At 53.2% G+C, this 26269-nt stretch carries 20 protein-coding genes, 2 tRNA genes and 1 pseudogene; 10 read left to right on the plus strand and 13 right to left on the minus strand.

Features of this window, described 5'->3' with window-relative positions; genetic code table 11:
• Window positions 1-3: 3 nt before the first annotated feature.
• Window positions 4-1029 (minus strand): LacI family DNA-binding transcriptional regulator, encoded by a 1026-nt coding sequence (locus tag ACR0AA_RS15650; protein ID WP_480665262.1) that lies wholly within the window; start codon window positions 1027-1029, stop codon window positions 4-6.
• Window positions 1030-1143: 114 nt separating this feature from the next.
• Here ACR0AA_RS15650 and ACR0AA_RS15655 point away from each other — a divergent pair.
• From ACR0AA_RS15655 to ACR0AA_RS15670, 4 genes are all read left to right on the plus strand, one after another.
• Window positions 1144-1220: transfer RNA gene (locus tag ACR0AA_RS15655), tRNA-Arg, on the plus strand.
• 380 nt (window positions 1221-1600) lie between these two features.
• Complete coding sequence (locus tag ACR0AA_RS15660; RefSeq protein WP_480756386.1) at window positions 1601-3547, plus strand: HAD family hydrolase; 1947 nt, start codon at window positions 1601-1603, stop codon at window positions 3545-3547.
• Between the two features lie 14 nt (window positions 3548-3561).
• Window positions 3562-4758, plus strand: coding sequence for a glycosyltransferase (locus tag ACR0AA_RS15665; RefSeq protein ID WP_480756387.1), 1197 nt, complete (start codon window positions 3562-3564; stop codon window positions 4756-4758).
• A gap of 129 nt (window positions 4759-4887) precedes the next feature.
• Complete coding sequence (locus ACR0AA_RS15670; RefSeq protein ID WP_480756388.1) at window positions 4888-5763, plus strand: class I SAM-dependent methyltransferase; 876 nt, start codon at window positions 4888-4890, stop codon at window positions 5761-5763.
• A 103-nt stretch (window positions 5764-5866) separates the two neighbouring features.
• Here ACR0AA_RS15670 and ACR0AA_RS15675 read toward each other — a convergent pair whose 3' ends face one another.
• From ACR0AA_RS15675 to ACR0AA_RS15685, 3 genes and pseudogenes are all read right to left on the minus strand, one after another.
• The gene (locus tag ACR0AA_RS15675) at window positions 5867-8314 is read right to left on the minus strand and encodes a M10 family metallopeptidase C-terminal domain-containing protein (RefSeq protein WP_480756410.1); all 2448 of its coding nucleotides are present in this window, start codon (window positions 8312-8314) and stop codon (window positions 5867-5869) included.
• Window positions 8315-8341: 27 nt separating this feature from the next.
• Window positions 8342-8782: pseudogene (locus ACR0AA_RS15680) on the minus strand (matrixin family metalloprotease); the annotation flags it as partial.
• A gap of 286 nt (window positions 8783-9068) precedes the next feature.
• The gene (locus ACR0AA_RS15685; RefSeq protein ID WP_480756389.1) at window positions 9069-10865 is read right to left on the minus strand and encodes an ABC transporter ATP-binding protein; all 1797 of its coding nucleotides are present in this window, start codon (window positions 10863-10865) and stop codon (window positions 9069-9071) included.
• Window positions 10866-11478: 613 nt separating this feature from the next.
• Here ACR0AA_RS15685 and ACR0AA_RS15690 point away from each other — a divergent pair.
• From ACR0AA_RS15690 to glf, 3 genes are read left to right on the plus strand one after another with little or no spacing between them, the layout of a single operon-like run.
• Window positions 11479-12279, plus strand: a complete 801-nt coding sequence (locus ACR0AA_RS15690; protein ID WP_480756390.1) for a glycosyltransferase family 25 protein — start codon at window positions 11479-11481, stop codon at window positions 12277-12279.
• Entirely contained in the window at window positions 12276-13166 is an 891-nt protein-coding gene (locus tag ACR0AA_RS15695) for a hypothetical protein (protein WP_480666368.1), read from the plus strand. Before ACR0AA_RS15690 ends, ACR0AA_RS15695 begins: the two co-directional genes overlap by 4 nt.
• 1 nt (window position 13167) lies before the next feature.
• Window positions 13168-14316, plus strand: coding sequence for a UDP-galactopyranose mutase (glf, locus tag ACR0AA_RS15700; RefSeq protein WP_480756391.1), 1149 nt, complete (start codon window positions 13168-13170; stop codon window positions 14314-14316).
• A 26-nt stretch (window positions 14317-14342) separates the two neighbouring features.
• On the opposite strand, the gene arsB is transcribed toward glf, so the two are convergent.
• The 4 genes from arsB to ACR0AA_RS15720 are packed head-to-tail and all read right to left on the minus strand — an operon-like array spanning window position 14343 to window position 18464.
• A complete protein-coding gene (gene arsB, locus ACR0AA_RS15705) occupies window positions 14343-15365 on the minus strand; it encodes an ACR3 family arsenite efflux transporter (RefSeq protein WP_480756392.1) in 1023 nt (340 codons plus the stop codon).
• Window positions 15362-16639 carry an organoarsenical effux MFS transporter ArsJ gene (arsJ, locus tag ACR0AA_RS15710; protein WP_480756393.1) on the minus strand — a complete coding sequence of 426 codons (1278 nt, stop codon included), beginning with the start codon at window positions 16637-16639 and terminating at the stop codon, window positions 15362-15364. Before arsJ ends, arsB begins: the two co-directional genes overlap by 4 nt.
• On the minus strand, window positions 16636-17634 hold the full coding sequence (locus ACR0AA_RS15715; RefSeq protein ID WP_480666364.1) for an ArsJ-associated glyceraldehyde-3-phosphate dehydrogenase: 999 nt from the start codon (window positions 17632-17634) through the stop codon (window positions 16636-16638). Before ACR0AA_RS15715 ends, arsJ begins: the two co-directional genes overlap by 4 nt.
• Window positions 17631-18464: an arsenate reductase/protein-tyrosine-phosphatase family protein gene (locus tag ACR0AA_RS15720; protein WP_480666363.1), complete on the minus strand. Its 834-nt coding sequence runs from the start codon at window positions 18462-18464 to the stop codon at window positions 17631-17633. The genes ACR0AA_RS15715 and ACR0AA_RS15720 overlap by 4 nt, the downstream gene beginning before the upstream one ends.
• A 349-nt stretch (window positions 18465-18813) precedes the next feature.
• Here ACR0AA_RS15720 and ACR0AA_RS15725 point away from each other — a divergent pair.
• The 3 genes from ACR0AA_RS15725 to ACR0AA_RS15735 all read left to right on the plus strand — a co-directional run bounded on the left by ACR0AA_RS15725 (window position 18814) and on the right by ACR0AA_RS15735 (window position 20560).
• Window positions 18814-18889 (plus strand) — tRNA-Thr (locus ACR0AA_RS15725).
• 225 nt (window positions 18890-19114) lie between these two features.
• The gene (locus ACR0AA_RS15730) at window positions 19115-19558 is read left to right on the plus strand and encodes a hypothetical protein (RefSeq protein WP_480756394.1); all 444 of its coding nucleotides are present in this window, start codon (window positions 19115-19117) and stop codon (window positions 19556-19558) included.
• Window positions 19559-19579: 21 nt separating this feature from the next.
• Complete coding sequence (locus tag ACR0AA_RS15735) at window positions 19580-20560, plus strand: restriction endonuclease (protein ID WP_480756395.1); 981 nt, start codon at window positions 19580-19582, stop codon at window positions 20558-20560.
• A gap of 115 nt (window positions 20561-20675) precedes the next feature.
• On the opposite strand, the gene ACR0AA_RS15740 is transcribed toward ACR0AA_RS15735, so the two are convergent.
• The 5 genes from ACR0AA_RS15740 to ACR0AA_RS15760 form a co-directional block, all read right to left on the minus strand.
• Window positions 20676-22727: a DNA/RNA helicase domain-containing protein gene (locus ACR0AA_RS15740; RefSeq protein ID WP_480756396.1), complete on the minus strand. Its 2052-nt coding sequence runs from the start codon at window positions 22725-22727 to the stop codon at window positions 20676-20678.
• Between the two features lie 269 nt (window positions 22728-22996).
• Window positions 22997-23608 (minus strand): hypothetical protein, encoded by a 612-nt coding sequence (locus ACR0AA_RS15745; protein ID WP_480756397.1) that lies wholly within the window; start codon window positions 23606-23608, stop codon window positions 22997-22999.
• A gap of 353 nt (window positions 23609-23961) precedes the next feature.
• A complete protein-coding gene (locus ACR0AA_RS15750) occupies window positions 23962-24153 on the minus strand; it encodes a helix-turn-helix transcriptional regulator (protein WP_480756398.1) in 192 nt (63 codons plus the stop codon).
• Between the two features lie 88 nt (window positions 24154-24241).
• Window positions 24242-24919, minus strand: coding sequence for a hypothetical protein (locus ACR0AA_RS15755; RefSeq protein ID WP_480756399.1), 678 nt, complete (start codon window positions 24917-24919; stop codon window positions 24242-24244).
• On the minus strand, window positions 24916-26103 hold the full coding sequence (locus ACR0AA_RS15760) for a tyrosine-type recombinase/integrase (protein ID WP_480756400.1): 1188 nt from the start codon (window positions 26101-26103) through the stop codon (window positions 24916-24918). The genes ACR0AA_RS15755 and ACR0AA_RS15760 overlap by 4 nt, the downstream gene beginning before the upstream one ends.
• Window positions 26104-26269: the final 166 nt, after the last annotated feature.

The following is a 26269-nucleotide window of genomic DNA, read 5'->3' on the forward strand; positions in this document are numbered from 1 at the left end:
CGGTCAGCGCCGTTTCAGCGTGTCGCCATAACTGATCTTTGGGGTCAGGGTTACGCGTGTTTCGATCTCGGCATTGGGATCGGCCAATTGCGCCGCGATGATTTCCGCCGCCTTCCGGCCGATTTCCAACCGGCAGGCGTCCATGGTGGCCAGCTTGCGTGGCAGGCCCTGCAAAAGTTCGACGTTGTTGAACCCGGCCAGGCCGATCTGCCCTGGTACATCAATCCCCTGATCCAGCAGGTACAAAAGCCCACCGGCACCGATCATATCGTTGGAATAATACAGGAAATCCAGATCCGGAGACCGCTCCAGCATGGCCTGGGTCATCTCGCGCCCCTTAGCCAAGGCCGACCCGCCCGAATAGAACTCGCGATCTTCGATCTCGACGCCGTGTTTGCCCAGAACTTCGGTAAAGCCTTCGAACCGTTTGCGCGCGCGGTGGTCCAGCGGCATTTTGGTGCCCATGAACCCGATATGTTGATAGCCAGCCTTCAGGATCGCCTGTGCCATTTCTCGCCCTGCGCGACGATGAGAGATCCCTACCATCGCATCCACGGGTTTGCCGTCTGTATCCATGACCTCGACCACCGGAATACCGGCCGAATCCAGCATCGCCCGTGCCGCCTCGGTATGTTCCAAACCCGCGATGATCACACCGGACGGTCGCCACGAGAGCATCTCGTACAGCACCTTTTCCTCTTTTTCCGGCATGTAGTCGGTGACGCCCACAACGGGCTGCAGCTCGGTATCTTCCAGCACCTGGTTGATGCCCGTCAGAACTTCAGGGAACACCATGTTCGACAGCGATGGAATGATCACCGCCACCAGATTGACCCGGCTGGAAGCAAGCGCGCCTGCGATCTTGTTGGGCACGTACCCCAGCTCTTTCGCAGCTGCCAGAACGCGGGTTCGCGTGGCGTCCGAAACATCGCCTCTGTTTCGCAGGACCCGACTGACCGTCATTTCTGACACTCCGGACGCTTCCGAGACATCACGAAGGGTAAGCGGGCGTTTGGTATCTGTTGTCACTGGGGTACCTGCGAAGTTGTTTTGCCCGATGGTAGCGTGAACAGAGGAAGATTTACAACCATTGTGCAAAGGCCATGACAACCCCGAAAAACCCGGTTACAGAGGGCGTTGCGCGGCCCCGTGGCTCAACTGGATAGAGCAGCCCCCTCCTAAGGGGCAGGTTGCAGGTTCGAATCCTGCCGGGGTCGCCAGGCTATTCTGATGTTGGGGTGGTATTTTGCGCTCGCCGCGACCCTAGCAGGCGTCAGGTGAAACAGAAAACCAGGTGGCGTTGCCATATGCGGTTTCGATACTCTCGCTCTGCCAAGGTACCAATACCTGTAGAAAATGAGTACTGGGCATTCTGCTCTGCTGCCGGCATGGCAAACTTGACTCCGAGAGCTTTCGAGCACTCCGGTCAAAGTCTCAGGGTTGGATTGTTTTCTGACATGCGCATCCTGTTTCCACGAGATCGAGTTTCGACACGATGCCTGCGGCGGAAACGCTCTGAGCGCCAGAATCGGGCTGGCAATTACTGCCCAATCTACGATAAAGAGCGGGCAATATCGTTTCCATAAAAGGCTGCGTATCTTTGTTCGGGACAGACACCAATATCGCCCACTTTTCAGTGGATATATTTGACACGCTGGTATTTCGACTGACAAAAACACCTATCGATGTGTTTGTCGGAATGGAAGCGGATCCTGAAGTGAAGCGTATCATCGATAACTTCACTGACTATAGAGTTCACGGTGAATCGCTTGCTCGTCGAATGGCTGCAACTGATGGTCGCGAAGAAACCTCGCTCGACGAGATATATGAATGTCTGTGTCTACTGGCGCGTTGCAGTGAAGAAGATGCGCGGATATTGAAGGCAAAAGAAATCGCTGCTGAAAAGCGGGCGATCAAGCTTTCGGTTTTCGGTCGAAAATTCCTAGACCACATTAAGAAAACTGGCGCGCGCTACGTGGTGACGTCGGATATGTATCTTCCGCGTGACGTTATTGAAGATATACTTGCGAACGTTGGGATCACGGGATACGAAAAGCTGTTCCTGTCCAGTGAAACACAGAAGTCCAAGCATCACGGCACCGCATACGATCTGGTATTGGAGCATTTCGAAGTCGCGCCGCCGGAGATAATGCATATCGGCGACAACTGGTACCCAGACGTACGCATGGCCGAATTGAGGGGATTCAGGACCCACCATCTGACGCCATCCAATTCTCTTATTCATCGTGTCAAACGGGCTAAGGATAACACCTTTGCGTATTATGGCAGTCATGCCTTGTCTCAGGCATTTATCGCTCGTTTTTTGGAAGAAGAGTGCTTCGATCGCGCAACTGCGGATGTCACCGGGCTGAGTGAAGAAAAGTATTTTGAAGCTATCGGTGCGACCGTACTTGCGCCATTTGTGACAGCATTCAGCATTTGGTTGGCGGATAACGCCGATAAGCATGGTGTTCAAAAAATGGCGTTTCTGGCTCGGGATGGTCAGTTTATGCAAAAGGTCTTTGATCTTTTGCACCCAGAGCGGGAAACATCCTACGTCGCGGCGTCCCGGCGTCTTACAACCTTGCCATTTACACTTTTGCGACCGGAAGTAGTCAAAAACTTTCTGCACACGACATTGGAAAACTCGGAAACCATTTCAGAGTTTTTTGCCAAGTTGCGCGTGGCGGACTCTATAAAAATTCATATGAATTCTCTGGGGTTCGACCCTGATGCGAAACTTGATCGCAGATCGCGTAAGAAGTTTCTGCACGGCCTGTCCGAAAATTCCGGTCCTCTGCTACGCGCGTTCGGAGCAGAGCGTGAAGCCGTTGTTGACTATTATGAACGAGAGTTTCCAGAGGGTCAAAAAACCGGTCTGGTTGACCTGGGGTGGCGCGGAAGTCTGCAAGCTGCCATCGAAGAATGCCTAGGTGGCAAAAGAGACATTGTTGGCTTTTACGCCGGAACCAGCTGGGAGGCGATCGACATTCTTGAGCGCCGGGATTATCCTCATGAAGCCTTTACTTGCATGAATGGCATGGGGTCATACCAAGCCGAAATGACTGGCCGGTATCGCGACATTCTGGAGTTTTTCTTTTCCGCCGATCATGGCAGCGTCTACTCCGTGGCAATGGAAAATGACGAGTACACTTGGCTCAAGTTCGATGTATCCGAAGCGGAGCAATCCGCTATGCAAAAGGCGCGGTACATTCAAAACGGCGCTTTCAAAGCGATCAAAGATCTTACCGAGAAACTGTCGTATGACGATATTAAGGTACTCACCCAGGGCTATGATGCGTCGGACGCTTGGAAATTTATGCAAATTCCATCACGGCATGATGCACATCGTTTTTCTTCTGTCAGAGTCTTTTCGGGGATTGGGGACGAAATTGGCGAAAGCCTCACAATGATTGGTGAAAAGAACTCGCACCAAAGAAATCTCAAACGTAGTCGTTGGCCTGAAGCTTACGCGGCAGCACTGGGTAAATTGACCCGCGCAAGGGTCAATTATGTCCGCAAGAAAAAGAAACTCTCTAAAGTCTGAAGACCGGAGCGAATATGAAAGTAGCTGTAGTCAGCAAAAGCGATGTGCGCGGCGGTGGTGCAAGTGCAGTCGCGGCCGATGTCACCCGGTATCTGCAAAAGTTCGGGCATACGGCCGTTCATTTCAACGCCGATGACGATTCCCAACATCCAATTTATGGCGGTGCCGGACCTGTTATTCGGGCACTTAAGAACGTCGAAGGAAAGCGCGGTTACCGTGACCACAATCCTTTCGAGTTGCTATCTTCGACGGTACGGAAGCTTCGTCAAGATTTCGACATCGTACACATGCACGATCTGTCTACCACGCTCTCGCATGAGGCTGTGAATTGGATCTCGCAAAAAACTCCAGTTTTGTGGACCCTCCACGATTGCTCTCCGTTTACGGCCGGTTGCCTGTACCCTACCAATTGCACTCAGTTTCAAACGACATGTGAGTTTTGCCCGCAACTGGGAAATTGGCCTATGCAGACCAGAAAGAACCGGGTCAAGACTCTGCACACACGGCGGAAGAAGTTGCAGCAGGAAAACGTTCATTTTTCGGCGCCCAGTCGCTGGATGATCGAGCAATACAAGTCCGCTGGCTGGCCCGCTGATAAAGCACATTTTGTCACCAATGGGGTGGACCTCGAGGGGTACCGTCCTCGCAACGTCAGTGAAATGAGAGCAAAGCACGACATACCAGACGACGGCCGTCCGGTTTATCTGTTTTCAGCCAGCCACCTTGGGGATACGCGCAAAGGACCGAATAAAGTCGCGGAAATTGCGCGGATTATGGAAGAAAAAGACCCCGTAATCGTTCTTGTCGGGCGTTATTCTGAATTGGCGGCTGACCTGTTTGAAGGCTTGTCTGTCGTCCATGCGGGGTTCGTAAAAGACCAAGAAACACGTGCGGAACTATACAGCCTCTGCGATACCGCCTTTGTGTTTTCAGAAGAGGAAAACTGCCCGCTTATTGTTCTGGAATGTTTGGCGTCAGGTACGCCAATTGCCGGTTTTGCTAACGGAGGCATTCCTGAGCTTGTAGAAAATGGAGTCACCGGTATCCTGTCCAAGAACAAGATCGAGCCCATTGTAGATTTTTTGCGTGAACTCACGCCAGAGAAGCTGGCCGTTATTCGGAAGGCTTGCCGCGAGGCTGCGACAAGCGAGCACGATTATGAGGACATCTGCAACTCGTACATTGACCTGTATAAGCAGATCCTTGACTGAAACGTATCAGGTACCTCCCGGCACGCGACAGCTGGTGCTTAGAGACTTCGGAGCATTGGCTTAGTCACAAGTGCGGATTCGCGACAAAATTCGTCTGAATCCGTGCATGACAAATGGAAAGAAAAATACGTGGAAAAAGAAAACAAACCAGTCGTGAGCCAAGAACTGACTAGCTGCAACTGCTGCCACTCTGAGGATATAGTCCCAATTCTCAGAGCCCCGGATTTCGAAATGGCACCCGTTCGAATCTTCCATTGCAAAAATTGTGCCGCGCTGTGCCCTGAATATCTTGAAATTGTTGAAGACGAGATTTCACGGCAAACGTCTTTTCACGAGGACTTCTGGAAGGATGAGACGCCGGAATCCCTGACCGAACTAGTTGCTGGCATGGAGGCCGTCGTTGATTTTTATAAGGAAATCATTAAGGCACCAGACGAAGACACCGTCGTTTATGATGTCGGTTCGGGTCGCGGTAACCTTTTGACTGCTTTGCTTAACAAAGGCTATGACGCCTACGGATGTGAGCCATCTGCCGAACTAAGTGAACAGGCACGTGCAGTTTTCGATTTGTCGGGTGATCGACTGGTATCGACTTCGGCCCTGAACTTTCTGGCCCAGCGTTCTGACGAACAGGGAAGTGTGGACATTGTCTTCCTTTGGCATGTAATCGAGCACTTTGAAAATCCGATGGAAATCCTCAGTGAGGTCGTTAAATCGCTTGCGCCGGATGGTGTGTTGATTTGCCAGGGACCAATGCTTTCGCCTGGATATGTGTATCCCGCACACCGGTTTTTCCATAGCGAGTCCAATATCGCGTGGATCGCACGCGAGCTTGGTCTGAAGGTGATCTTTTTGGATGGGTTCACGAAAGAAAGGTTTGTCTCGTTTGCGCTGGCCAAAGAAGAACATCCTAAGCCAGCGATCGACACTGTCTTCCTGACATCTCCCGAGGATGCCGTAGGCAGCCTATACTACACTCTATCAAAAGCGCTGGCTGAGAACTGAGTTTTTGGCTCAACGGTGAGTACAACAGGCGGGATGCAATTCGCATCCCGCCTTTTTTTGTTGAACCTTTGAAAATACGACGGTCTTTTCGCTTCCATGGGCCTCACAGCCAGAAAGCGTCTTCCTCAAGCATGCTTTCAAGAGTGAAACCTGCCGGTAATCCCTGATCAATACCTGCGTTACCTTGGGTGGTATCGCGGTGCGCTTCATGCGCGGCAGTGGTGAGCAGAACATCAAGCTCGCCGGATTCGTCTCCTAGGTTGGAATTAGTACCCGCCAACCGTTCCATTGATTCTGCGTCGAAGTGAAACTCGTCCTCGGAGTCGTTCGCGGGCAAGTATGCTTGACGCTCTTCCGGGATATTGGTCTTTTGGATGTTGCTTGGCTGTTGCGCTAGCCTTGGCTCCTCCAGACCGACACTTCCGCTTCCGTCGATATCGGCACCATAAAAGCTTTCGACATTTGCAGCTTCGTCTACAATGGTGTGGCGTACATAATTGCTGTCGCCATCAAGGGTCCATTCTGTGTAGTTTCTGTCGCCATCCCTCCATAGGACACGGAAGCCGCCTGCAGTGGCTTCGACGTGAATGGCGACCCAGCCTTCAAAACTGCTGGGGCTGACGTCCTGACCGTTAAATTTGATCCGCGTCGCGCCATCAATCAGGTAGAACCCCTGACGCGCTATGGCCAGCGATGTTGAACCGTTTGTCTCGACGGTGGTGGTCTCATACCCAGTTGTTCCGTTGTCATTCAGATCAACGCCGAAGAGAATTTCAGCATCTTCAATGACTCCGACAGGAGCATGAGACACATACTCACCGTCGCCGTTCAGGGTCCAATCCGTGTATTCACCAGATTCGTTCTTCCAGAGAACGCGGTACCCGCCATCCTTGGCTTCGACCTGTACGGCCTCCCAGCCGGCAAAGCTGTTTGGTCCTACATATTCCCCGTTGAATTCGATCTTTTTATCCGCGCCAATCAGATAATACCCGTGTGTCGATGCGGACAGGGTCGTGGATCCGTTGGACTCAATGGTTCTGGTGGTATGGCCGATTGTGCCATCATTGTTGAAATCGACGTCGAACACGGTTTCAACATCAACGATGTTGTCGACAGTCGTGTGACTTACATAAGAACCGCTTCCGTCCACGGTCCAATCTGTGTACTCCCCATTACCGTTTGTCCACAGAACCCGGTAATCATTGCCATCGGCCTCAACGTGAATGGCCTTCCAGCCGGCGAAGCTTTGGGGTCCGACATCCTGGCCGTTGAATTTGATCCGAGTATCCGAGCCGATCACGTAAAACCCATGTGTGGATTCGCGGAGATTGGTCGAGCCATCTGTTTCAACGGTGTTGATCGTGTGCCCGATTGTCCCGTCATCGTTCAGATCAGCATTAAAAAAGGTTTCCAGGTCGACAATGTTTTCAATGCGGTCAGTTGTGATGAAGTTACCTGAAGAATGTACGACCCAATTCACGTACTGACCGTCGGAGCTTTTCCACAAAACCCGATAACCACTGTTGGAAGCCTGGGCTTGTACAGCCTGCCAGCCTGCGAAGGTTTGGTCGCCGACGATTTGGTCATTGTACTTCAAGCCAATGTTCAATGTGCCGCCGTCCAAAATGTAAGCGCCTTGCGCGGCGTGTTGGAGAACAGTGCCGTTGGTTTCAATATTCTGAACGGCCACCCTAGGGAGCAGATCCGCCAGATCGTAAGTCCATACCCCGTTTTGGAACTGAAACAGTTCGACATCAGTGCCAACGGTGAATGTGGATCGCGAAATCAGGTTAAGGAACTCGTAATTTCCGCCGTTGTTGAGGAACAGGAAATTACTTAATGCGCTGACAAATCTGATCGTGTCATGCCCGGCGCCGCCAAAAAACGAACCCTCGTTTCTTGATACAAGGGCAATGTCGTCATCATTTTCACCATAAACGGTATCCGCGCCACGCCCATTGGCGAGGTGTATGACGTCGTTGCCGTTCCCGCCGTAGATTGTGTTGTTGTTGTAACCGTTTGATGCCGAGAATATCGTATCGTGCCCGTTGTGACCCCGCAGATCATTCACCGCACTGTTGCCGTAGATCGTGTCATCGCCCCAACCGCCTGCAGCGTTCTCAATTACGACGCCATGGGCGATCGTGAAGCCACCTTTGACTCCTGCAGCGTGCGAAACAACACCACCACCGGTGCTTGAATAGTCCAGAGTGGCAGCTCGCAGGTCGATTGTTGCCCCTTGCTGGCCGTTATGGGCGATAATGTCGATGCCGCCGGTATCCCAGATGGCCTGATAGCCTACACCAGCAACATTCGCTGCCGAGAGAATATATACGTTGTCCCCGGAATTGGTTGACGTGTTTGCGCCGTACATATTCTGCAGGGCGGCGATATCCAATGCGCCCAGACCGGTTGAGCCGCCATAAGTTGCTGAAACCGAGAGCAGGCCGTTCTGCTGTGTCCAACCGTCATTGTAGGACATAACGGTGTAAACGCCCTGGTTCAAATTTCCGACCCCATAGGAACCGAAGGGCGAGGTCACTCCGTTCATGACAGATGTGCCAAGATCGTTATCATGCGGGTGCAACAATCCCAAGGCGTGCCCAATTTCATGAACGATTGTTGTGAAAAAAAATCCGCCGGGGTCGCCGTTGCTCTGAGCGCCCGGCCTCCAATAGTCAGTGCTATAATTGCCCTTGGACGGGCCAAAGAAATTAATTTGATGTGAACCTAATGTGTTTGGTCCTCCGAAGGCTGAACTTGGTGCAATAAACTCCTGCAGATCAGCCGTCACGCTGGCAGTTTCAACAAATCTGATATTTGCGACAGCTTCAAAGACGGCGAGTGCAGCCCTGAATTCTGCTTTGTATGCCTCGGTCCAGGGCTGCGTGTCGACGTTTTGGGCGAAGTTATATGTGAGTACGGTCGTCGTGCCGTCAATTCCATCACCATAGGCCACAGGTCCTTGAATTGAGTGCAGTGGTGAAGAGGAGGAGGGCCTCGAAACACTAGTGACCATGTTTAAGCCTCAAGTAGAATAGTTGAATACTAAGTCGCACTGGTATTCCGCATCATTTCAGTCTCGTAGCGGAAACGGGAGTCTTTGGAAGAAGTTATTAAATTTCAGGTTGTGCGAAATTAAGTCCCAAAATCAAAGTTTTCAAAGATGATGGGACAGAAATGCAACAGCTTTCTGTCGGTAGCCCGATCGCATCAAACTGGTACAACGTCTTTGGCAGCAATCCATTTGCCAAGGCGACGGCCAAGGGCTGGCCATCGCGTTCATAAAATCAGCTGTGCCGCGATCAATCCGTAGTTTCGACACTTACCTCGGCTGTGGATTCCCGTTTCTTAAATTGCTGGTCGAACAAGTTGCGGAACTGGCCATTCATTTCCATCAATTCGTCCAAGTTGCCCTGCTCGACCACAGAACCATCCTGCACGACCATGATTTTGTCGGCTTCAAGAACAGTCGAAAGCCGGTGGGCAATCACAATTACGGTCATATTCTGCGTCAACGAGTCCAGTGCCGACTTTACGAGAGCTTCGGATTCAGCATCCAACGCGCTGGTGGCTTCGTCCAGCAGCAAGATTTCGGCATTGCGCAGAATCGCCCGTGCAATAGCAATCCGTTGTTTTTGACCGCCTGACAGGAAGGTACCGTTTTCACCGACCTGTGTGTCATAGCCATCCGGCAGACCGCTTATGAAATCATGCGCGTATGCTGCCTTTGCGGCTTCGATGACCTCCTCGTTCGACGCGTCCGGTGCCGAGCAGCGTAGGTTCTCCATAACGGAGGCCGAAAACAGGAACGTGTCCTGGCCTACATAAGATATCTTCCGCCGTAATGACGCGTAGCTGGCGTCTTCCAGGTTCTGGCCGTCGATTTCGACCGTTCCTTCATCAGGGTCATAGAACCGCATGATCAGCCCGAATATCGTCGACTTACCGCCCCCAGATTGCCCTACCAAGGCCGTGGTTTTCCGGGCGTCGAAAGTCACGTTCATGTTTTCGATTACAGGAATTGAACCGTGGTATCCGAAGGTGACGTTGCGCAAAGCGATCTCACCAGGTCCATTCAGAAGGTCGCGCGCTTCGGGGCTTTCCTGCATCGTGTCTTCCTGATCCAGAAGGCCAAAAAGCATACCGACGCCGACCATGGCTGCCTCGATCTGAACGCGCATTCTCGACAGACGTTTGGCGGGCTCATAAGCCATTAGCAAAGCTGTGATAAAGGACATTAACTGACCCGCGGTCGGCTGTTCCGTACCTGCAATACCGAGGGTCGAGACGACCAGAACGCCGGCAACGGCAAGGCCGGCCAGAAATTCCATCAGCGGGCTGGCGATGGACTGCAGTCGCGCAATGTCGTTCGAGCGTTCCTCGACCTTGAGGATGGCGGTTTCCATGCGGTTGATCATGCGATCCTCAAGCGAGAAGACCTTGATCACCTTGATACCAGCCGAAGTTTCCTGCAGCACCCGGATGATCTCTGCCAGCGATTTGAATTCCTGCTGCATGATCGAGCGTACGCTTTTCAGCAAGTACCGCACACCCAGCAAAGCCACCGGGCCGACAACGAAGAACATGATGGATAGCACGGGCTGCTGATACACCATGACGATTACAAGACCCACCAGGGTTAGCGCGTCGCGGACAAATCCTGTGACGATAACGTCAATCAGGGTTCGCGCGGCTTGCGCACCATGTGTGGTGCGCATGAGCAGGTCAGAGGATTCATTTTGGGCAAAAAATGAAACGCCATGCCGCAACAATTTGCGATACACGCGGTCTTGTTGCATCGCGATGATCCGGTTTCCCGCACGCGCAAGGTAGATCGACTGAATGTAAGAAGCGACCGCCTTGGCCAGAAAAAGCAGAACAACGCCGAGGGCAATCATCGCTGCCCACTCGCGCATATCAGGGCTGGTCATCGCGTCGACGATGTATTCCATCATAAAGGCAGAGCCAGCGGTGGTCGCGGCAACGGCGATCATCGCAACGATGGCAACGGCATAAAGAGGACCTTGGGCAAAAAAGCTTTCGCTGATGAGGCGGCCCATATAGCCTGATCGCCACTCGGTCCAGGCACGCTTAATCATTGAATTCTCCAGATCATGAAATCATGCGCTCGCTCAGATAACCTATAATCGATCCTGTCTAAAGGGCAGATCAAATGACGCGACAGAGTTGCCCATTCCGATCGGGGCGCAGAGTCGTAGGCAAATAGGTTCATGCGGCCGGTCGCGCAAGTGCATGGTGAAGAAATAAGTGGCAGTGACGTTGCGTGTTTCCCTCCGGACCCCCGCGATATGCCGCGTAAACGCCGGCTGCGATGCCTGCATTTGGTGCTCTCAATTCCATGCGATACCACATTTGCACAACTTTTGAGCGGTTCGAAGGTGTTGCATGGGTCGAAAATCTCTTGGTCGAAAACAAAAAAGGTTTTCGCCAGCAAAACTCTGCAAAGGGACATTTAGCGGAGACAAGCGATTTTCTTAGTGGTTTCATTATGATATGTTAATGAAAGAAGGCAATGACGCCTGATGTTTCAGAGTCGATTGTTGGAGCGTTGCTTTGTTAGAGGCTTGTGGGCGGTTTTCTGCCGTTTGAAATTGTTGATGTGTCATGGAAAAAATGATCGACCTTTTACGCTTGTACTTGGTAAACACGGCCCATAGTAACGCTGTGAAAAAAATTATTGGTAATAGATAAGTGTCGATCAAGGCCGTCATTCTGAGTCTGCCCACCGACGTGGAGCGGCGACGTTTCTGCGAAAATGAGTTTGCGCGCTTTGGCTTGAACCTTGAATTCAGCGACGCCATTTCTGGTGAACAGTTGAACAACTCGGAGTTGCGGAGCTTCTATGATGCGGAGATGAACCGCATCAAGTTCAAACGTCCGCTCAGCCGCAACGAGGTCGCCTGTACCTTGGGGCATCGCCAGATATGGCAGGAGGTCGTGGATTCTAAGGACCCTGTAAGCCTTGTATTGGAAGACGACGCCACATTCGTGCAAGATCCCAGGCCATTTTTCGATGAGCTTTCCGAATGCGGCGATTGCTTTGAAGACGTCATGATCAAGTTGGATGGCGTGTCGGGCAACAACGGGCAAGTGATAAAATCCGTTGCAGATCAGGACCTTGTTCTGTCGGATCGGCTTCCTCCCAGGACCACGGGCTATATCATCGGTCGACGGGCGGCCGCGCGGCTTCTGGCGCTTGACGCTCCGATTGCACGGCCGATCGACATCGACCTGAAATTCTATTGGGAGCACAATGTGCCCATCCTTACCCTTGGGGAAAAGATGGTCACAGAACGCCAAGAATTTGACAGTACAATTGACCATTGTCGCAGCAAGACCAAACCGGGTTCGCCCTTTACCAGATTCGTTCGCAACTTGCTCTATCAGGCCAAATACACACATGGACGGTTGAGCCATCCCCTGAACCCGGACATGATTGAAGGGCTTGGCCCGTTGATGAAGGCCGATAATCGGGTCCGGAATCGCGTATGAAGAAAAGCCTTGTGGTTGTCCGTGCGGGCAAAAACTCATTGCACCATCGGTGGCAGGAGATTCCCCATGAAGATCGAAATTTCGATCTTCTGATCAGCTATTTCTCGGATGAGGCGTTTGCGGCTTTTGAACCCGAGCCGGGTGTTGAGGCCGTTTTGGTCAAGGGCGGCAAGTGGGACGGCTTGTACAAAACTCTCGCAGATCGAGACCTTGATCAATATGACTTTTACTGGCTGCCGGATGACGATCTCGACATCAGTGCAGAGGACGTCAATGCGCTGTTTGATGCCATGCAGGTTCATGGATTACGTATCGCGCAGCCATCCCTGACCCCGGAAAGCTATTTCTCGCATTTCGTGTTCAGCCAATGCCCGGGCTTTGTGTTGCGATACACAAATTACATCGAGATCATGGCCCCGTGTCTGCATCAGGATATCTTGAAGAAAGCGCTGCCGCTGTTCCAGGGCACGATGAGCGGCTACGGCCTGGATTATATCTGGTGCCGCTGGGCCGAGGCCGGCGCATTTCGAACCGCCATCCTGGATGAAATCGCGATGCACCACACACGGCCGATCGGAAAGAACCTGAAAGTTGCGATGGCCGAGTCCAACAACCTCAGTTCCGAAGAAGAAGAGGCCGTGCTGAAAGAGATGTTCGATCTGTCCCGGCGCACCGTCCCGGTCGTCTTTGCAGCGATCTTGCAGGGCGGGCAGCCGATTTCGGGCCGTTTGAACGTGGGTTGGCACATGTGCCGCGCCTGGATGTCGGTTCTCTCGAATTTCCGCAGTTCCAGCGAGGCGCGGTCCGGCATTTTCAAGATTGCCCGGCGCCAACTGATCAAACCGCTCGACATGACGACGATTTCGCTGAAACGGGAAAGTGCCTGAGATGCGATTTTTGATGGTAGGGGCAGGGCTGTCCGGAGCTGTGATTGGTCGGGAACTTGCCGAACAAGGCCATGAGATCACAGTTGTCGACAGCCGCGACCATATCGGCGGCAACTGTCACACCGAACGCGACGCCGATACCGGGGTCATGGTGCATGTCTACGGGCCGCATATTTTCCATACGGACGACGAAGAAGTTTGGGAATATGTGAACCGATACGCCAACTTCCTGCCTTACAAGAACCGCGTCAAAACCACGTCTCAGGGTCAGGTCTATTCCCTTCCGGTGAACCTGCACACGATCAACCAGTTCTTTGGCAAGACCATGCGCCCCGAAGAAGCACGCGCGTTTATTACCGAAGAGCAGGCTGACACATCGATCACCGACCCGCAGAGTTTCGAAGAACAGGCGCTGCGGTTCGTCGGTCGCGATCTTTATGAGGCGTTCTTCAAGGGTTACACGATCAAACAGTGGGGCTGTCACCCGTCCGAGTTGCCAGCGTCGATCCTCAAGCGTCTACCGGTTCGATTCAACTACGACGACAACTACTTTTTCCATAAATTCCAGGGTATGCCCGAGAACGGCTATACCGACATGATTGCAGGTATCATCGATCACCCGGGAACTACGGTTAAGCTGAACACCACCTTCGACCGCAGCATGACGGACGACTTCGATCACGTGTTCTACTCCGGCCCGTTGGACGGCTACTTTGAGTATGAGCTTGGCCGTCTGGGCTATCGCACCCTTGATTTCGAACGCTTCACCCATGACGGCGACTATCAGGGCTGTGCGGTGATGAACTATGGCGAAGAAGACGTACCCTTTACCCGGATTACCGAGCACAAGCATTTCGCGCCATGGGAAACGCATGAAGGCTCGGTCTGTTATCGTGAGTTTTCCCGCGCTGCCGGTCCGGATGACATTCCCTACTACCCGATCCGTCAGGTGAAGGAAAAAGCACTGCTGGGTGAGTATGTTGCCCTGGCTGTAAAGACCCGGAACGTCACCTTTGTCGGTCGCTTGGGTACCTATCGGTATCTGGATATGGATGTCACGATCCGAGAGTCTCTGGATACCGCACGCGCAGTGTTGAAAGCGATCTCAAACAAAGAACAGCTGAAGCCGTTCTTTGTTTCAGTACTTTGATGAATTTGGTTTCGCGCTGACCCGACCTATGACGGCGCAGATTCGGGAAACCCGGCTCGGGGGCGGTTCGCAATCGCGACGAGCGACAGCATGACCGGAACTTCGACCAGAACACCCACAACAGTAGCCAGCGCCGCGCCCGAGTTCAGGCCAAACAGGCTGATGGCAACGGCGACCGCGAGTTCGAAAAAGTTCGATGTCCCGATCATCGCGCACGGTGCGGCGATCCGGTGCGGGACCTTCAATGCATAGGCGGCACCGTAGGCAAGCGCAAAGATGCCGTAGCTCTGGATCAGGATCGGTACCGCGATCAGCACAATCACCAGCGGTTTGGCCAGAATGGTATGTCCCTGCAGACCGAACAGGATAACGACGGTGGCGATCAGCCCCATCACCGACCATGGTTTGACGCGGGCCGAGAACGCATCAATGGCCGCCTGTGATCCGAGTTTTTGGCGCGTAATCAGGCCGGCGATCAGAGGCAGAACCACATAAAGCACAGTTGCCAGAACCAAAGTCTGCCACGGGACCTGAATATCGGTGACACCCAGCAGGAAGGCCACGATAGGCGCAAACGCAACCACCATAATCAGGTCGTTCACAGAGACCTGCACCAAGGTATAAGTCGCGTCGCCTTTAGTCAGCTGAGACCAGACAAACACCATCGCTGTGCAGGGTGCCGCACCCAGAAGGATCAGACCGGCGGTGTATTGGGCCGCGTCTTCGGGCTTAATCCATGGGGCAAAGACGTAGTCAAAGAACAGAACCGCCAGAAAAGCCATGGTGAATGGCTTGATCAGCCAGTTGACCACCAAAGTCACGATCAGACCACGCGGCTGGCGGGCGACGCCAGCAACCGCACCGAAATCGACGCTGACCATCATTGGATAGACCATTGCCCAGATCAGAATGGCCACGACCAGATTGACGCTCGCCACCTCGGCCGAAGCGACCAGTTGAACCAGGCCGGGCGCGGCGAGGCCGATCAGGACGCCGACGACCATGGCGAGGGCGACCCAGACGGTCAGGTAACGTTCGAAGATGCTCATGTATATGCCTCATTCGTCTGATCGGTCAGCTTGCCGGATGTCAGTGCCGCCAGTGCCACCATCACAGCGGCCGTGCCCAGAACCATCGGAAGTCCCCCGATCTGATAGGTCAGGCCAGACAAAACGGTGCCCATCAGGCGGCCCGTTGCGTTGGCCATGTAGTAGAATCCCACATCCATCGTGACTCGATCCGATTTGGTGAAGGCCAGAATCAGATAAGAATGCAGCGAGGAATTGACCGCAAAGATCGCGCCGAACGCCAACAGGCCCACGACCAGAGTAACGGTCAGCCATATCTCTGGACCCGACGACAGCAGGACAGCGATGGTCAATGCGGCCGGGACACAGAACAAGGCAGCCGCCCAGTTGCGGGCGGCTTGGATCAGGTCGCCTTCAGTTCGTTCATTCGCGCGCAGGATTTTGGGGGCGCTGGCCTGGACGGCACCGTACAGGATCACCCAAACCGCCATGAAGGTGCCGATCATGAAGAACGCGGCGCGGTTTCCTTCCTCGGTGCCGTCCGACAGGACGGCGTAGAAGTAAATCGGGACACCGACCACGAACCAGACATCACGTGCGCCGAACAGAAAGACCCGCGCCGCCGACAGCCAGTTCACGTTGGGTGATTTCGAGAAGACCTCGGAGAATTTCGCCCCTTTGCGCCCCTTGGGCAGGCCGGGCGGCATGAACAAGATCACAGTGAACAGGATAACCGCCAACACGATTGCCATGACGAGAACGGCCCACATAAAGCCAAGCGTTGCCAAGAGTGCGGCACCAAGCAAAAAGCCCAGCCCTTTGACCGCATTCTTTGACCCGGTCAGGACGGCAACCCAGCGAAACAGGCCGCCACCTTCGGTAGGTGCCAGCAGTTTGACGGCAGATTTCGAGGACATCTTGGCCAGATCCTTGGCGACCCCGCTGGCCCCCTGAACGATCATCACAAAGACAACTTTGGTTGGAATCGCCCAATTAGGGTCTAACTGAGTGAGAACAAGCAGCGCCCCAACCTGCAACGCCAGCCCTGCATAGAGCGTTGACGCCAGCCCGAACCGGGCTGCAATCCAACCTGCGGCAAGGTTCGTCGCCATACCGGCGATTTCATACAGAACAAACAGATACGCCAACTGCACCGGCGAGAAGCCCATCGTATGAAAGTGCAACAGCACCAGCATACGCAGGGCTCCGTCGGTCAGCATAAAGGCCCAATAGGCCGCCGTGACGGCGATATAGGCCGACAGACCTTCGGGCCTTTGTTCGGGCGCAGTTGTCACAGCGAGGCACCGACCATCAAGGCTACATCGACCAGACGATGCGCATAACCCATTTCGTTGTCGTACCACGCATAGATCTTCACCTGCGTACCGTTCACCACCATGGTCGACGGGGCATCAACGATCGAAGAACGTTCGTCATTGGTATAATCCGTCGACACCAAAGGCCGCGTTTCATAGCCAAGGATACCTTTCAGTTCACCTTCGGCTGCGGCTTTGAAGAACGCGTTGACCTCTTCGACCGTGGTTTCGCGTTCCACTTCAAACACGCAATCCGTCAGTGACGCGTTCAGCAAGGGAACTCGCACGGCGTGGCCATTCAGCCGGCCTTTCAGTTCGGGATAGATCAGCGTGATTGCGGTAGCCGAGCCGGTCGTCGTCGGGATCAGAGAATTCAGCGCGGACCGCGCGCGGCGCAGGTCTTTGGCGGGACGATCCACGATGGTCTGGGTGTTTGTCACGTCATGGATCGTGGTCATTGAGCCGTGACGGATGCCCAGGTTTTCGTGGATCACTTTGACGACCGGAGCCAGGCAATTGGTGGTGCAAGACGCTGCGGTCACGATGTTATGTGTGGTCGGATCATAGGTATCGTCATTTACGCCGACTACGATATTGGCGGTCGCGCCATCCTTGACCGGAGCTGAGACGACAACTTTCTTCACGCCGGCGTCGAAATAGGGGGCCAGATTTGCCTCGGTTTTGAAGACGCCCGTACAATCGATAACGACGTCGACACCAGTCAGAGGCAGGTCGTTCAGGTTTGTGGTGCCAATGAAGGGCAGGCGTGTTCCATTGATCGTAACGCTTTCGGCGTCATGTCCGAAGCTGGCATCCCAGCGACCGTGCACCGTGTCAAATTCCAACAGATGCGCATGCGTTTCCGGGTCGCCGACAGCGTCATTGATCCAGGCAATCTTGGCGCCCTTCTCCAGCAACGGCTTCAGGGCCAGTTTCCCCATCCGGCCCAAGCCGTTTACAGCATATGTCGTCATTGCGAGTCCTCAGTAGGCGTTCTGCCGATGTCATCGACAGCAGATTGAAGTGCGTTCCGGTCGAGGCTTTCGACCGGCAAAGAGGTAAAGGCCTCGATCCGGCGCTTGAGCGCGCCGTAGGCATTTTGAAAGGCGAGGCTTTTCTCGGCGTCCGTGCCTTGGGCCTTGACCGGATCCGGCATGCCCCAATGGCCGCTGATCGGCTGGCCTTCCCAGGCCGGGCATTCCTCGTTTGCAGCCTGATTGCAGACGGTGAAAACGAAATCCATTTCAGGTGCGCCGGGGGCTGCAAATTCGGACATGTGCTTGGAGCGCAAAACCGACGTGTCATGCCCCTTGTCGCCAAGAACCTGCAAGGCGAACGGGTTGAGCTCGGAGGCGGGCTGCGTTCCCGCCGAATACACGTTGAACCTTTTGCCGCCGAGGGAACGCAGCAACGATTCAGCAAAGATCGAGCGGGCAGAGTTGCCCACGCACAAAAACAAAACGTTGTATTTCCGGTCGGTCATTGTCTTATTTCCTTGCGCAAAGGGCATGCAGATGTCTGGGCGACCACGGCAGCAATCGACGATCAGGTAATCGAGCATTTGCTGCACGTTTTTCATTTCAATCGAATAGAGCAGAGACGTTCCCGAACGTTCCTGTTTGACCAGCCCCGATCGCTGTAGCGCGTTCAGGTAGTTCGACAGGGTGCTGGCCTTTATGCCGAGCTCTGCCGCCACCTCTCCTGCAGGAACACTGTCAGGAAAACGTCGCATTAACATGCGAAACACCGAGATACGCTGCGGATGACCGAGTATGGCCAGTTGGCCTGTTATTTTTTCTATCATAATTCATGAATTATTGAAATAAAGGGCGATGGTCAATCATTATCGTGTGACTGGTGGTATTAAAGGTAAATCCTTGAAAAAAAGCGCGTTTTGGAGCCGGCCGCTCATCCAGGCAAGCCCGCAGACAGCTGGGATCGAGGGAATCATCCCCAAATTCGCCTGCGGTGACTTAAGATTTCGAGGCTTGCACGTGCCAGCACGACGGTTTAAACGAACCTTCGCTTGCCTCAATAGCTCAGCTGGTAGAGCAGGTCCTTCGTAATTAGCGGGTCCCTGCGAGAATGACTTGCAAAACCAAGGAGTTCGCGGCAAAGACATAGAACTAGTAGGGCCATAGTAGGGCCTGAAAGCCTCAATAGCTCAGCTGGTAGAGCAGGTCCTTCGTAAGGACAAGGTCGGGGGTTCGAGTCCCTCTTGAGGCACCATTGTTTTCTAATGTCTACAAGTAGAACTGTATTTTCCGCCCCACCACTGCCGATAGTTTGGTCATCACGATGTTGCGGTGTGACTTGTCACTAGTTGCAGCGGAGACTTCTTTCGTCAGGCTGTTCTCTCAAATCGCGAACAGTACTGCTCTAGAAGTCATTGGGTGTGCAGTTGCTATGTGTTCTTCTTCTCGATAAAACAAACGCTTCAAGCGGGGAGCAGCAATGACAAATCCGTACGAGGAAGCAGTGGCATTCGCTCGCACCTTTGGGCAAACTGAGCACGCCCTAAAAAGATCAGGATATTTACGTAAAAACAAGGAAGTTGCTGAGGCGGATTGGGACGCGTTCGCAAAAAATCTCGGTCAAGAATTTTTCCGGTATATCGAAGCTAGTGGGATCGCCGTCACACTTGTGGGCGATCCACCAAGGCGCCTGCTAGCTAACATGGAATGGTCACCGGAGCGGACCAAGCCCTTGACGAACGTAGCTCAACTTATTGTCAATGGCGTCTGTCGTGTTCGCAATAGCTACCTCCATGGAGAGAAATTCGTTGGCGGGCCAGAAGGACAGTTCAAGCGCGACCTTACTCTCGTTAGTGAGGCTCATGCAGTGCTGCGTGAGGCAGTGAAACACCTCACTAGCGATGCGGCGAACCTGAAAGCATGACACAAGCATAGGGAAGTTGGCGTGACGGAATTCCATCCAACTCAACTTAGGCCGTTTCAAGAGAGCTTTCTTAACAGTTTCCTTGCCCGGAGCGATACGCGAACGTTGCTCGTCGCGGCAACAGGTAGTGGAAAGACTATAACATCCCACGTTGCGGCGACCCGTATGGTTGCAGCTGGTCTCGTAGATAAGGTTCTGTACATAAGTGCTCGCCGAGTGCTGGCAGAACAATGGCGACATGTTGGCCATAATTTCGCCCCAAAGCTACTTGGGCTAGAAGAAGACACATCTTTTACTACGACTTACGCCGCACTCGCCCACAATCCGGATCAAATGTGGAACGAAGTTTCAACTGACACGCGCTGGCTTTTCGTATTCGACGAGGTGGATTGGGCTGGCAACCGAGCTGAGACGATAGCGGCTCAGGCGATCGAGCGGTTCCCGGCTTCTCGTGCCCTGTTTGTCTCCACCAAAGTTCCTTCTATTGAAGTAGAATCTCAGTTTACGTTCGGATTTTTTGATGGAGATGTTCTAGCGCGAACTAATACGCAAAGGAACCTTCAAAGACTTGCGCCGAGCATAGGGGTTTTGCAGAGGCTGCAGCACAAGCTGATACAGCTCGATGATCTTTCTTGGCGAGAGTTCGAGAAGCTTATCGCCAAGATGCTTGAAGCCGATGGCTATCGCGTCGATCTTATGCAGGGAACCAAGGATGGAGGGGTTGACGTGGTCGCGGTCAAAGATCTCGGCCCCGCTGGCCTTATGAAGTCGATCTGGCAGGCCAAAAAGAACCGAGAAGACCGAAAGGTCGGACTGTCAGTTGTTCGTGAGCTTGCTGACACCCGACTGGAGCATAAAGCAAGCAAAGCATTTATCGTCACCACATCTTTTCTCACAGCCGGTGCTCTTCAACGCATTGAGCGTGACAAGTACCTACTAGGGAAGGTTGATCGCAACGATCTCGATCAATGGATTGCCAGAACTCTGCGAAATGAGAGATAGCTTCCCGGCCACTGTCGAATGCTCAAGCGAAGTGTCGCAGCTTCGCAGGACCGTTTATTTGCAGCAGTAACAACATAGAGCGCTGATATTAAATGCTCTATATTGCGTGTTCATATCAAATTGCCGCCGTCTGTCGCGCCAGCCCAGAATAGTGCTTGTCAGGCGAAACGTTACCACTGTCACTGCTGACAAGAGCCTCACTTTCGTTGCTGATTTCAGAGATTCCACACTGCAGCAGATACGCGTAGGTTTCGTCGTAAAAGGCTGGTGGGCGAGTAAGATCGGAAGGATCGCCATAGGGAACAAAGATCACAAACCCCTGCCGTGCCCTTGTTAATAAGACGCGATATGCATTCAATAGATAGCTGCGCTTTGTTTGATCTCGCACGTTTTGCCATTTTGTTCCTTTAAAGGCATGGAACTGCCATTCATCTTCAACCCTGCGCAGGTCTGCATCCCAACAGACGCCTGCCCAATCGAGCTCGAGCCCCTGAACGTCGAATTGCGTGGCCACTTCTTCCAGATAGTAGGAGGATCGCACATCAGTCTTTTCATTAAGAAACCAGCTTGCTGGGTCGATGCTTGATTTGACATGAATCCCTTCAGAGCGAAGTCTTAGGGCCCCGGACGAAGCGACAAGGCCATAGCGTTCCGTTCCTCGAGAATGACTTCGCAGCCAATTGCGCGCCAGGTTTAGATCGCGTGTGACCGCAACCGGATAGCGGTCTCGGAGCTGGTCCAACGTCGTGCGAGCTCCGTCAGCATTGCCATCTAGAATATAGCTGACGAAGGCCGAAAGCCGCTCAGCCCGAAACGAGCGCATCGAAACTGATAGATGAAGGTCATTGTGTTTCTGAATATGCGGTGCCGACAACATCTCTATGGCCGTTCGATCAGCCGTGTAGTGGCGATCACTGAGCAAATCGGAAGCATGAACGTCCCAATTGGAAAAACGCGTTTTAAGCGCAGTTAGCCATTCTGAAAGCCCTGCCTCGCCGGTGTTGATTTCTTGCCCACCGCCAATCAAGCAAACGATCGTGCACCAATCCTGACGGCGATCCATCACACTAATCAGAAATTCGGGCTCTGACATGTCAAAGTCGGATTGCCCTCGTTTGGTTTGCATGAATTTTGAGGCTTGGTCACTTGTCCAAGCGCGTTGGGCCTCATCGAAGACGACCACCTTTTCAAATGGTACTTCATCTGAACCGACGTAGTGGTCTCGGAAATGATGGATATTTTGGATGAACTGTCGAACCGAGCGCAACGCATCGCTTTTCTTGATGCCATCACGGGTGACCTGGTCCCGAGCGAGCGCTTCTCTCAGTACGTCAACCAGCGGGCCATTGCCCGACAAAAACACGGCGTGTTCATCTTCGTGACGCTGGGCGCGTTTGGAGGCGATGTTCAGACCAGCTAAGGTTTTCCCGGCTCCCGGTACTCCGGTAACGAAGCAAATGGATTTTCGATTGGCTCGTTTGGAGGACTCGATGATTTCAGCAATGCGGTTAGACGTGGCCTTAAGGTTTATCGCGCCGGCGTCAGAACGCGAAATCTCATCGACGGAATGATCCCGGTACAGGGCCTCAGCTGCTTCTATGATAGTGGGCGTCGGGCGGTACCCCGATGCACGCCAGGATGAAACATCTACTTCGTCCGCGGGGGCGCCCTGCGGTCCCTCCAGGGTCAGTGCGGCACCCAACCCCATACCCCCTACCAAAACTGGGGCGGCCACCAGGTCGTCTGCCCAGCGCGTCTCTGTTGGCGTCGCTTGGGCCCGTGTCGCCACAAGAATGGGTACGATCGCCAGAGTGTGACTGCCGAGGTGGAAATTCTTTAAGTCCAGCGCGTAGTCGTGAACTTGGTCAATCGCGTAGCGATCAAAGGTTGCTGAGCCTACTTTGAACTCGATCACGAAGACTATGCCGTTTCGGACCAGAACGACATCAGCTCGCTTACCCATGCGAGGAATGGAAAATTCCAAGAATATGTAACCGGTTCGATCAGCCTTCAGTTGATCCTTAAGTATCGTGATTTGCTTGATCCAGGCGTCGCGTTGCTGGTGTTCCAACGCGTGGTGATGGGCGCGGGTAAGTTCACCAAGGATTGCGTCATCAGAGGCATACAGGAAATCAGCTACAGAAGAAAAAAAGTAAGAATCTTTCATGGTTTGTAATGTTTGCCTATCGGCGAATGAACACAACCAAAAACGTGCAGATTCGAAGGCAAATGTTTCGGAAGTAGAGCCCTTGTGTGCCCTCCTGCCATGCGTAAAAAGCGGCTGCGAACGGTTTTTCTGATTTTGAATTTAATACGGACCAAATGACCGGGCATTTGCAACCGGTGGCGGTGCTTAAACAAACCCGGCAAACCATACAAAGCCGGCGCGGGTGTCGCTTCCCGCGCCGTTACCTGGTATCTGATGCTCTCTGCAGTTCAGAACGGAAAATCATCTGGTGGTGGGCGTTCATATGCCTTTTCAGAACGCCCAACCACCTCGACACGGTAGAGCTTGGATCCAGCTGAATCCGATTCCGCGCGAAGAACGCGCCCGTTCACGATCCGGTCTTTGTGTTTCATCAACAAACGGCCGATGCTCTTAGCGTTGAACTGTCCGCCTCGGGTCATCGAGGCCAGGGCCCGATAGAGGTCGCCAATCTTATGGGATTTGTTCTCTTCGGCCATCACCCCGATTTCCGCCAAACATTTTGCTTGCTGCCCGAGGGCGGCTTCCCAAACGTGAAGAAGGTTTGCCAATTCCGATTTTTGGGGATCGTCGATTTTATTGCGTTCCACAGTAATCACCGGGTCAGGCAAACCGAGCCAGATGATTGCATCCCGGATCAAATTCCATTCGCGAAACGAACCCAGGGGCGATGACTGCTTCGGCTGGCCGGCCGCGATGTACGCGCGCAAAACCGTCAACCCGGCGGATACCAGGGCCGCACGTTTCTCTTCTGCTTCAACTCTGGGATCAAAGTTGTGCTCTGCCAATTCCGGGTGCTCGGTCCGAGGATCGAGGCGGCAAACCAAAGTGCGGCGAGCCATGTCTCCTGCAATTACGAGGTTGTTCCCGGTTGCCATGAAAAGCGCATTCGTAGGGGTGCGCGCGAGTTCCGATTTACCGAGAATGCGAGCCGCCCAAATATCGGTGGTAAGTACAGCGCAGAGGGTATCGCCTCCGATGGGGCGTTCGCAGTTGTCGATTACTACGTTCGAATCGCCAGCGATCAACACTGTTGCAATGCGCTTCTCGTCTTCTTCGTCGCTTTTCCCCTGCGAAATGATAGTGGGTGTGTGCGGTCAGTTTCGCGAGCGCGTTGGTGTGCAGCAGCGTCGTTTCACGAAAATGGTATGATTCGACGCAAAGAACAAAAAAGTCCCAAGTGACGCAGGGGGTCTCATTCTTCATCGCAGCCTCCTTCGATGAAAGCTTCGATGGCATGGCTGCTATAGCGAACCGACTTGTTGCCAAGCTTGATGAAATTCGGGCCAACACCCTGAGTACGCCATTTTTCGAGTGTCTGAGGGCTCAGTCCCAGCAGGCGCGCGGCCTGCTTGGTAGTCAGAAGAGAAGTGTCTTTAGTGTGCATTTTGATGCCTCCGTTATTTTTGCCTAACGGTTCATCAAATCGCAGGTGTTTGGGTGTCAGAATATCGCCGCCAAACGGGTTATTTTTCTTACCGTTTAGCGAACAGCACCTTGGCGGCAGTTTTCAACATTGATACGGGAGCTTTGGCGCCGACTAAGCCCGGCAATTTATCGTAAAGCTGATATACCCAAATTGAGAATGGGTTATCTGTTCCTGTACGATAAGGCAGCGTTGTTCCACCGCTCATGTGTCGAAACCAAAATTCCTGGCACTTTACGCAAAATTCATTCACCCAGTCTGGATTTTCGCGCGATCCCCCTTTCCCCTCGAACTCTGCAGCCTCTGCTAAAATTTCCTGTAATTCGCCAACTTTGGAATTTAGCTCCGGGATTTCTTCAAATCTCTCCATACGTTCCAGCGCTGCGCGTGCCGTTTCATTTCCAACAAGTGCGAAAACAGCCTCGTAAGCTTGCCCTAGTTTAGTAGCAGCTGTCTTAATAGATTTACGGGCGTTTTTGATCGTTGGTTGGTCTTTGGGCGGTGAAATGGTGCCATCTATTTCACGCACCACAGATCGTGTGTTGATCAGCCGAACAAGATCGTAGAGCAGTTCCTTATGCTCTGCGCGAGCCTGAATATTGTGCTTGTTACACATTTCCTCATTGATTTTGGCCAACGCACTTCGCTGATCACTTGTTAAAGGTCGACCATCCCACAGCCACGTGTCGGGAAAATCGGAATAGTCAAACTCAGGCTCGTCGTTCACGCGATCTGTTCCTTTCCCTCTTCATCGGTGTTTGTCAGTTCCAACACGCGTGCTGAAACCTCGTTCACCGGGCCCCTTAGCCTTTCGACGTCGCTGACAATGTAACCAGCTGTGACATCTCCGGACATCCGGTGATTCAGAAGACGCTTCAAAGCGTAGTGCGGGATGTCGAGACTTTCTGCTATTGTGATGAAGGTGCGACGCAGATCGTGCAGTGTGAACTTTATCCCGCTACGCTCGCTAACGCGTGCAGTGAACTTCTTGGTTTCGACGACGTGGCCGGTACGGCCGTTGCTAGGAAAAACCCAGGGCGACTTTCCGGTGTTCGCGCGCCGGCCCCGCAATAAACTCACGAGATAGTCGGACAGAGGAAGGTCTAAGGGGTCACCGTTTTTGGTCTTGGGGATATGCAAGGCCCTTTCCTCCAGATCGATATATTCCCACCGCAGTGAAGCAATTTCATTGCGGCGCATACCAGTGAAAAGGGCGATCAAAAGAAAGTCGCGTGAATAGTCAGGTTCTGCCATGACGCCCAGCCACCACGTGGGAAGATCTATCGCTGACACCACTGTACGCCGTCGCTGCTCCGGGAACCAGGCGCGCGCTTGCGTTAGTATTTTTACCGGATTTGGAGGAAATTCATCGTGTGCAGCTGCTGTGACGTTATAGACAGACCGGAAATGACGCATAACATTGTTAGCTGTGACTTCACCATGGACTATGGCGATACGCCGGTGACGCTTCAGAACCATCTGGCGACTGATCTCGGTAACGGGCTTAAGTTTCCAGTCTTTCAGATAAAGGTTGATGCTACGTTGATACCTGTCACGTGTGCTCTCCGCTAGGTTGGGCCTGGTTTCGAAAAAGTTGTCAAATGCTTGGCCTAGCGTAACGCACTCTTGAGCTATGCGCCGCTTTTCGGCATTTGGATCGATACCCGCAGCCATGTCGCTAAGAATGCCCAATGCACGTTTGCGAGCTGAATCCACGCCAAGCACATCAGCCCGTCCAATAGTAACACGGCGGGTACGGTTCTGTACTTGCCCTTCAGCAAAGTAGACTTTGGAGTTGGAACCAACCCGCAACCCGAACCCGCGTAACATTTCATCGCGGTAAAGAACCTGACCTTTGTGGGTATGTGGAAGCGCTTCGATCGCGCGTTTCGTAAATCTAAGTGTTGGCATTGAGACCTCCTTTGGCCTCAACTCAACTTAGGCGCAGAATCTCGAAATTACAATCATTATCAGATACTTATACTGCTTAAGGTGACGTGTTCGTACACGCGCACGCACGAGCAAAGAGGCACAGGATCACCCGATAAACAGATGTGGCAAGCGAACATGGATGTGT

The sequence above is a fragment of the Ruegeria sp. CE8 genome (assembly GCF_056537465.1).

Bases quoted from the DNA above. Each gene is read 5' to 3' on its own strand.
- ACR0AA_RS15675 (WP_480756410.1), bottom strand. From the start codon at position 8,314: ATGAACGGAGTGACCTCGCCCTTCGGTTCCTATGGGGTCGGAAATTTG.
- arsB (WP_480756392.1), bottom strand. From the start codon at position 15,365: ATGAGCATCTTCGAACGTTACCTGACCGTCTGGGTCGCCCTCGCCATG.
- ACR0AA_RS15745 (WP_480756397.1), bottom strand. From the start codon at position 23,608: ATGGCTCGCCGCACTTTGGTTTGCCGCCTCGATCCTCGGACCGAGCAC.
- ACR0AA_RS15750 (WP_480756398.1), bottom strand. From the start codon at position 24,153: ATGCACACTAAAGACACTTCTCTTCTGACTACCAAGCAGGCCGCGCGC.
- ACR0AA_RS15715 (WP_480666364.1), bottom strand. From the start codon at position 17,634: ATGACGACATATGCTGTAAACGGCTTGGGCCGGATGGGGAAACTGGCC.
- ACR0AA_RS15695 (WP_480666368.1), top strand. From the start codon at position 12,276: ATGAAGAAAAGCCTTGTGGTTGTCCGTGCGGGCAAAAACTCATTGCAC.
- ACR0AA_RS15665 (WP_480756387.1), top strand. From the start codon at position 3,562: ATGAAAGTAGCTGTAGTCAGCAAAAGCGATGTGCGCGGCGGTGGTGCA.
- ACR0AA_RS15720 (WP_480666363.1), bottom strand. From the start codon at position 18,464: ATGATAGAAAAAATAACAGGCCAACTGGCCATACTCGGTCATCCGCAG.
- ACR0AA_RS15730 (WP_480756394.1), top strand. From the start codon at position 19,115: ATGACAAATCCGTACGAGGAAGCAGTGGCATTCGCTCGCACCTTTGGG.
- glf (WP_480756391.1), top strand. From the start codon at position 13,168: ATGCGATTTTTGATGGTAGGGGCAGGGCTGTCCGGAGCTGTGATTGGT.
- ACR0AA_RS15760 (WP_480756400.1), bottom strand. From the start codon at position 26,103: ATGCCAACACTTAGATTTACGAAACGCGCGATCGAAGCGCTTCCACAT.
- ACR0AA_RS15740 (WP_480756396.1), bottom strand. From the start codon at position 22,727: ATGAAAGATTCTTACTTTTTTTCTTCTGTAGCTGATTTCCTGTATGCC.
- ACR0AA_RS15685 (WP_480756389.1), bottom strand. From the start codon at position 10,865: ATGATTAAGCGTGCCTGGACCGAGTGGCGATCAGGCTATATGGGCCGC.